Source organism: Sphingomonas sp. Ant H11 (assembly GCF_000797515.1).
Lineage (GTDB): Bacteria > Pseudomonadota > Alphaproteobacteria > Sphingomonadales > Sphingomonadaceae > Sphingomonas.
In genome coordinates, this window is record NZ_JSBN01000068.1 from 1 (window position 1) to 7,081 (window position 7,081).

Annotated in this window: 7 protein-coding genes and 1 pseudogene; 4 read left to right on the forward strand and 4 right to left on the reverse strand. The window is 64.5% G+C overall.

Annotated features, from left to right (window positions below; all coding sequences use genetic code 11):
* From odhB to NW75_RS13925, 3 genes are all read left to right on the forward strand, one after another.
* Positions 1-882, forward strand: an 882-nt coding sequence (gene odhB / locus NW75_RS13915; protein ID WP_033965801.1) for a 2-oxoglutarate dehydrogenase complex dihydrolipoyllysine-residue succinyltransferase, incomplete at its 5' end; no start/stop codon positions are given.
* 117 nt (positions 883-999) lie between these two features.
* Entirely contained in the window at positions 1,000-2,391 is a 1,392-nt protein-coding gene (lpdA, locus tag NW75_RS13920) for a dihydrolipoyl dehydrogenase (protein WP_033965802.1), read from the forward strand.
* A 172-nt stretch (positions 2,392-2,563) separates the two neighbouring features.
* Entirely contained in the window at positions 2,564-3,208 is a 645-nt protein-coding gene (locus NW75_RS13925) for a trimeric intracellular cation channel family protein (protein WP_033965803.1), read from the forward strand.
* Between the two features lie 6 nt (positions 3,209-3,214).
* Here NW75_RS13925 and NW75_RS23000 read toward each other — a convergent pair whose 3' ends face one another.
* The 4 genes from NW75_RS23000 to NW75_RS26620 form a co-directional block, all read right to left on the reverse strand.
* Positions 3,215-4,021 (reverse strand): energy transducer TonB, encoded by an 807-nt coding sequence (locus tag NW75_RS23000; protein WP_052192413.1) that lies wholly within the window; start codon positions 4,019-4,021, stop codon positions 3,215-3,217.
* A gap of 191 nt (positions 4,022-4,212) precedes the next feature.
* Positions 4,213-5,073 (reverse strand): GIY-YIG nuclease family protein, encoded by an 861-nt coding sequence (locus NW75_RS13935; RefSeq protein ID WP_156143037.1) that lies wholly within the window; start codon positions 5,071-5,073, stop codon positions 4,213-4,215.
* The gene (locus tag NW75_RS26615; protein ID WP_231565212.1) at positions 5,019-5,420 is read right to left on the reverse strand and encodes a DNA cytosine methyltransferase; all 402 of its coding nucleotides are present in this window, start codon (positions 5,418-5,420) and stop codon (positions 5,019-5,021) included. The genes NW75_RS13935 and NW75_RS26615 overlap by 55 nt, the downstream gene beginning before the upstream one ends.
* Before the next feature lie 28 nt (positions 5,421-5,448).
* Entirely contained in the window at positions 5,449-6,234 is a 786-nt protein-coding gene (locus NW75_RS26620; protein WP_231565213.1) for a DNA cytosine methyltransferase, read from the reverse strand.
* A 58-nt stretch (positions 6,235-6,292) separates the two neighbouring features.
* Here NW75_RS26620 and NW75_RS13945 point away from each other — a divergent pair.
* Positions 6,293-7,081: pseudogene (locus tag NW75_RS13945) on the forward strand (excinuclease ABC subunit UvrA); the annotation flags it as partial.

Consider the following 7,081-nt stretch of genomic DNA (forward strand, 5'->3'; position numbering starts at 1 on the left):
CTCAGCCCGTCGGTGCGCCGCGCGGTGCTCGAACACGGCGTCGATCCGGCGACGGTCAAGGGCACCGGCAAGGACGGTCGCCTGACCAAGGACGATGTCCTCGCCGCCGCCGCGACGCCAGCGCCCGTCGCCGCGCCGAGCGAACCGCTCCCGGTAACCCCCTCGGTCGCTGCCGCCACTGGCCGCAAGGAAGAGCGCGTGCGCATGACGCGCCTGCGCCAGACCATCGCCAAGCGCCTGAAGGAAGCGCAGAACACCGCCGCCCTGCTGACGACGTTCAACGACGTCGACATGAGCGCGGTGATTGCGGCGCGCGCCAAGTACAAAGATCTCTTCGAGAAGAAGCATGGCGTTCGCCTGGGCTTTATGGGCTTCTTCGTGAAGGCGGCATGCCTTGCGCTGAAGGACATCCCCAGCGTCAACGCCTCGATCGAGGGCGACGAGATCGTCTATCACGATTATGCCGATATCTCGGTCGCGGTGTCGTCGCCGGGTGGGCTCGTCGTGCCGGTGGTGCGCGATGCCGATCAGATGTCGGTCGCCGAAGTCGAAAAGACGATCGGCGATTTCGGCAAGCGCGCCAAGGACGGCACGCTGAAGATGGAAGAGATGAAGGGCGGCACCTTCACCATCTCGAACGGCGGCGTGTTCGGTTCGCTGATGTCGACCCCGATCATCAACCCGCCCCAGGCGGCTGTGCTCGGCCTGCACCGCATCGAGGACCGCCCGGTGGTGGTGAACGGCGAGATCGTGATCCGCCCGATGATGTATCTGGCGCTGAGCTACGATCACCGCCTGATCGACGGGCGCGAAGCGGTGACGTTCCTCGTCGCACTGAAGAACGCGATCGAAGACCCGACCCGGATTTTGATCGACCTGTAATCGCGAACTGAGATTACCCATATTCCGTTCGTGCTGAGCTTGTCGAAGCACTGTCCTTTTTCATCGGACGGAAGAGAACGCAGCCCTTCGACAAGCTCAGGGCGAACGGAGTGACACATGGCTGACTACGATTACGACGTCCTCATCATCGGTTCGGGCCCCGGCGGCTATGTCGCCGCGATCCGCGCGGCGCAGCTGGGTCTCCGCACCGCATGCGTCGAGAGCCGCGAGACGCTCGGCGGCACCTGCCTCAACGTCGGCTGTATCCCGTCCAAGGCGATGCTGCATGCGTCCGAATATTTCGATGCCGCCGCCAATGGCACGATGGCCAAGATGGGCATCAAGGTCACGCCCGAGCTCGATCTCCCCGCGATGCATGCACAGCGCATCGATGCGGTGACGCAGCTGACCGGTGGCATCGCCTTCCTGTTCAAGAAAAACAAAGTGACCTGGCTGAAGGGCCGCGGCGCGTTCGTCGATGCGCATACCGTGCAGGTCGGCGAGCAGACCGTCACCGCCAAGGATATTGTGATCGCGACCGGGTCCTCGGTCACCCCGCTGCCGGGTGTGACGGTCGACCAGAAGGTCGTGGTCGATTCCACCGGCGCGCTTGAACTGGCCAAGGTGCCCGAGCATCTGGTGGTCATCGGCGGCGGCGTGATCGGGCTTGAGCTGGGCAGCGTGTGGCGTCGGCTGGGGGCCAAAGTCACCTGCATCGAATATCTCGACCAGATCCTGCCGGGCTTCGATGGCGACATCCGCAAGGAAGCCAACAAGATTTTCCGCAAGCAAGGTATCGAATTCAAGCTCTCGACCAAGGTCACTGGCGTTTCTGTGAGCGGCGACACCGCCAGCATCACGGTCGAACCCGCGGCAGGTGGTGCCGCCGAGACGATCACGGCGGATTGCGTACTGGTCGCGATCGGTCGTCGTCCCAACACCGATGGTCTGGCGCTCGAAAAGGCAGGCCTTGCCACCAATGCGCGCGGCCAGATCGACACCGACCACCGCTTCCAGACCGCGGTTCCCGGCATCTGGGCGATTGGCGACGTCATCCCCGGCCCTATGCTCGCGCACAAGGCAGAGGACGAAGGCATTGCCGTTGCCGAGAATATCGCCGGGCTGACCGGCATCGTGAACCACGATGTCATCCCGAGCGTGGTCTACACCTGGCCCGAAATCGCGGGTGTCGGCCTGACTGAGGAAGCGGCCAAGGCCAAAGGCGAGATCAAGGTCGGCAAGTTCCCGATGGCAGGCAACAGCCGCGCCAAGACCAATCACGAGCCCGACGGTTTCGTGAAGATCATCGCCGACGCTAAGTCGGACCGCGTGCTCGGTGTGTGGGCGATTGCCGTCCCAGCGGGCACCATGATCGCAGAGGCCGCTTTGGGCATGGAAATGGGCGCGACCAGCGAGGACATCGCCTACACCTGCCACGCTCACCCGACGCATAGCGAAGCGATCAAGGAAGCGGCGATGGCGGTACGCGGGAAAGCGATCCACGTTTGATCGCCCGAGGCCGTAGCGAAAGCTACGGCCGAGGCTTGCCGCGATCAGACCGGCCGGCGGCGCTACGGCGCCGACCGACGGCATGGGCTTTGCCCATGCCAGTTTGGGCCGCGTCCGTGATAAGCCCGCCCCAGCATTCATTTCCTCGCGCAGGCGCGCTACAGGAGTGCGGATGCTCCCCCTCGCTCCCTGGCAATTCGGCTCGATTCTGCCGTGGCTCGATCTGTTCGGGATCGCGGTGTTCGCCATTACCGGGGCGCTGGCGGCGGCGGGGCGCGGGCAGACCTTCGTCACCGCCGCCTTTTTCGCGCTGATCACCGGGGTTGGCGGCGGATCGGTGCGCGATTTGTTGATCGGTGCGCCGGTGTTCTGGGTGCATGATCCGCTGGTCGCCGCCATTTGCCTCGCGGTGGCGGTCTTGGTGTGGACGACACCGCGCGGTTGGTGGCAGGGCGCGCACGCGCCGACCTCGGCGCTCGACTGGCTCGATGGCGTCGGATTGGCTGCCTATGCCGTGTTCGGCGCGGCCAAGGCGCTGGCCTTCGGCATCCCGCCCGTGCCCGCAGCCTTGATGGGGGTGGTAACGGCGTGCGTCGGCGGCATCATCCGAGACGTGCTGGCGGGCGAACCGTCGATCCTGATGCGGCCCGAACTCTATGTCACGGCAGCCGCGCTAGCGGCGGGGCTGCACGTCGCGCTGGTCGAACTGGGCGTATCGCCGACGCTCGCGGCGGGCGTGGCGGCAAGCTGCGGCTTCGCCCTGCGCGCGGCGGCGATCCGGTGGCGGTTGGGGCTGCCGGCTTATGGGGCGAAATAGCTACCGTTAGGGAAGACGCCATACGACTTTGTGCATCGCGTGCGCTGTTGCAGGTTTTCCGTCACGATCGATGACCGGGGGGTAGCGTCCCCTCTTTTTGAAAGCGCGACAGGCGGCGTCGTCCAGAGGTTTTGAGCCACTGGATTGGACGACGCGACAATCCCCTATCAGGCCGTTGGTTTGGATCGTCCATACGATCACGGAGGTGCCCTCCGAATTCGATGCCATAGCTTCGGATGGATAGTCGTCGGTGCTGAGCCACGTCGCAATCTCAGTGCGCGGTTTGGGCGTCGGAACGCGGTCGCGTTCGTTGGGATCAATGCCCCAGCCTTTAAGCAGATCGTCCTGACAGGCCCTCAGCGCCGCCGCCGCGCCCTGCATGCCGGGGACTGCGAAGCTTTTGTGGGTTCCGTCGGCCAAAGCGATCGATACGCTGGTCGAGCGCAATAACTTCGCCGCGATATCGCCTTCGGCGTTCAAGGTGGTGAGGGTGTTGTTCCTGGCGGCTATGCCATAAACGGCAACGTCGCTCTGGAACGTTTCACCCGACGGCTGCAGGGTCAGCGTACCCTTCAATTTCTCGTAGCGTTTTGCGGGCATGCCCGGCGATACCGTGATGACTTCAAGCGTGTCGCCGAGCGGGAATGGATTGAACCCGATCGACGTGACTGCGGGTGCCGTTCCATAATCACGCGACAGGATGCAGCCGGCATTGGCATAGTCCACGGTCCACTTACCGCTTGGGACCAACGGAGCGTCGTTGGGTGCCGTCGTAACTTGCATCAGCAGCGCCGCGATCGCGATCGTCCTCATTGCTTGCCCCCCAGCATAGTGTTTTCAGGACTTTAGCGGTTCATCGCTGCTCTGCAACGGATCGTTTTCCGTTCCATTCGTGGTATTGCTTGGGACTGCGGAGTGCAGCGATTGCAGCGGGCCGCACGACCATAGGGTTGATCTGCGACCACCAATGCCCTGACCTGGAACCGCATCCGGTCGGTGTCGGATTAGGACGCCTCACCGCCATCCATGTCATGGTCCGTCGGCTCGTCCGCGTCGCGTTCCTCGACCGCCGCTTCGCCGCCTAGCGCCGCGAAGCGTTCGTTCGCCAGCCATGCCAACCGATCCGCCTGCGTTGCCAGCGCCCGACGCAGCCCGGCCTGCACGTCGCGTCCGGCGATAATCTGTGCCAGTCGGGCGATGGTTAGCGCCCGCCGGGCGATCCGCACATCGGGGTGTTGGCGGAGTTTGAGCACGTCGGGGCTGACGATCTCGCCTTCGATCGCCGGTGGCAGCGCGCATAACGGGACGTCGGGCGGATCCTTTTCGTTGAGGATGCGCCCGAAATCGCTTTCGCTGACAAGCTTCATAAACACGCTGCGTTCCAGCGCGTTGAGGTGGTCGGCGGCGGCGCGCGCAGCGGGCACGCGTTTCGGATCGCCCTTTACGTCCTGATATTCAGGCAAAAGCCAGACCTTGATCGTGCGCACTTCAAATGGATCGAGCACCGACATCGCCACCGCGTCGGTGCGCTGGTTGGTCAAATGCCGCCCGATCCGCCCGCCCACGGTTTCGCGCGTTTGGCCGACATAGATCGGCTCGCCGTCATAATCGAAAAAGGCGTAGACGCCCCATTTCACCGCCCCGACCGAAATCGAGACCCCGGCTTTGGTTACCGGGGCCTGGTCGAAGAAATCGGAGAGTTTCTGGCGCTTGAACTGCTCGAGTGCGCGGCGCAGCTCGATCGTCTCATCGGGGGCGTTTTTTGGTGTCGATGTCGGCGACCCGACGCCGGGTCGGCGATCGTGGCTCCTTAAGCAGAGGCAAGGGCGATCCCCGATTGCGTCAGCGCGGGTTCCAGCACCCATTCCGCAATGTGGCGCACGACCGGAACGACCACGCCATCGCCCGTCAAATGATAGGCATCGTTATAGCGCTCGGGCAGGCGATAGGCTTCGGGCAGCCCCATCAGCCGGGCGGTCTCGCGAGCGGAGATGAGCCGCGTGCGCACCTTGCCCTTCTCAACTGCCAGGATCGTCTGCCGGCTGGACCCGCCCCCTGGCGTGCGCAGGCAGCCCGCCAGATCGAACCGCACTTCGGCGCGCTGCACCTTCTTGCCGTTCTCGATCCGGGTGCGCTTGTACACCGCGCCGACCGCCCTGCGCGCATTGCCAGCGACCAGATCGACCTTCGCGCGGTTGCCGTTGCTCATCATCGTCAGCAGCTTCCGCGTCTCGGCGGCGCTATGCCATGCGACGTCCCGGGGATGATCCTCGATGATATCGATAAGCCGGGCTTGGCGCGTTGCCGGGGGCAGGGGCGGTGAACCACAGCCATTGCGCGCGCAGCTTTTCCGGTAGCGCGGCTTGTGCCTGCCGCAACCGCTCGGGGTGCCAGCGATCGACCGCCCAGGGGCTGAAGACGCGGGCGGGCACCTCTGTCGCGCGATCCAGCGCGATGACAAACAGACGTGGGCGCGACTGCGGCACGAAATGCTGCGCGTCGATCACCATCGCGCCCAGCCAATAGCCGGCATCCCCAACCGTCTGGCACAGCGCGGCAAAGTCCGCGCCGTTCCGCGATGTCAGCAGCCCGCAGACGTTTTCCAGCACGATCGCGCGCGGCTTTCGGCCTTGCGTGCTCACCTCCTGAATCAGGTTCCAAAACGGCCAGAATGCGCCCGATCGCGTGCCCGTAAGCCCGGCACCGGCCCCGGCGAGCGAGAGGTCCTGGCAGGGGAAGGACGCCCACACCAAATCCGCTTGGCCGGGCAGTTGGCGGGGTGTTACCTCGCCGACATCGCCAAGCAACAGCTCGTCCGTGCCCCAATTGTCGGCATAGGCTTTGGCCTTTTTGGGATCGAAATCATTGGCGAACAGGCATTGCCACGCCCCGCCCAGCCCCGCGCGGGCCATTCCGCCGCCTGCGAAAAATTCGTAAAAGCCGGGCCGTTCGTTCATCGATTCACCATGCCCGATCGCTTGCCCGGTGCAAGCCCCCTGCTTGTCGATGCCGACTGGCGACGCCATGTTGGTTTTTGCCCGATTGCCATTTGCCTTTCAAGAACAAATCTGGAACACGTCCTTCATGCTGACTCATATTTCGGTGCGCGGCGCGCGCGAGCACAACCTCAAGGACGTGTCGGTCGATATTCCGCGCGATACGTTGACGGTCATCACCGGCCTGTCGGGATCGGGCAAATCGAGCCTCGCCTTCGACACCATCTATGCCGAGGGGCAGCGGCGCTATGTCGAGAGCCTGAGCGCCTATGCGCGCCAGTTCCTCGAACTGATGCAAAAGCCCGATGTCGACCATATCGAGGGCCTCAGCCCCGCGATCAGCATCGAGCAGAAGACCACCAGCCGCAACCCGCGCTCGACCGTGGCGACCGTCACCGAGATTTACGATTATATGCGCCTGCTGTGGGCGCGTGTCGGCATCCCCTATTCGCCCGCCACCGGCCTGCCGATTGCGGCGCAGACCGTCAGCCAGATGGTCGACCGGGTGATGGCGCTGCCCGAGGGCACGCGGCTGTATCTGCTCGCGCCGGTCGTGCGCGGGCGCAAGGGCGAGTATCGCAAGGAACTGCTCGAATGGCAGAAAGCGGGCTTTACGCGCGTGCGCATCGATGGCGAGATTTACGAGATCGACGAGGCCCCCGCGCTCGACAAGAAACTGAAGCACGACATCGAAGTGGTGGTCGACCGCTTGGTCGTCGGCCCCGACATGGCGACGCGCCTGGCGGAGAGCTTCGAGGCGGCGCTGAAGCTGGCCGAGGGGCTGGCTTATGTCGATCTGGTGGACACAACCGTGGCGGCGCTGGCTCTCCCTCTCCCCCCTGGGGGAGAGGGCCGGGGAGAGGGGCAGTCGCAAGCG